Raw genomic sequence first — 554 nt, 5'->3', positions numbered from 1 at the left:
TCCCCGAGCGAGCGGGATGGTGCTTCGCATCAACGCGGGCGACGCGCACGGCATGCTCACGACGATGCCCTGAACGGCTTGATCCGCGCGACCATCTCGCCGACGATCCCGCGCCGGAAAGCCAGCACGCATGCGATGAAGATCAGTCCGGTGACGATCGTCGCCGATTCACCGAGCGACTGGAACCAGCCGATGCCCGTCGTCGACGCGAGCCATTCGCCGATGTCGCCGAGCCGGTCTTCCAGCGCGACGATCAGCGCGGCGCCGAGCAGCGGCCCGAACAGCGTGCCCATTCCGCCGACGAGCGTCATCAGCACGACGAGGCCCGACATCGTCCAGTACGCGTCCGACAGCGTCTCGAAGCCGAGCACGAGCACCTTCAGCGAGCCGGCCAGGCCCGCGAGCGCGGCCGACAGGATGAACGCAAGCAGCTTGAAGCGGTCGGTGTCGTAGCCGAGCGAGATCGCGCGCGCTTCGTTCTCCTTGATCGCGACGAGCACCTGGCCGAACGGCGAATGGACGACCCGCACGATGAACGCGCACGCGGCCACGAC

General features: G+C 67.9%; 1 protein-coding gene. It reads right to left on the bottom strand.

What is annotated here, in order from left to right; all coding sequences use genetic code 11:
- Positions 1 to 56 precede the first annotated feature (56 nt).
- Positions 57 to 554: branched-chain amino acid ABC transporter permease (locus AC3IFE_RS01470; RefSeq protein WP_489189381.1), on the bottom strand; the 498-nt coding region annotated here is incomplete at its 5' end.

This window comes from Burkholderia sp. APQ4-4ca, from assembly GCF_057837105.1.
Note: the sequence above shows the minus strand (reverse complement) of the source record. Positions and strands in the feature narration are given on the sequence as shown.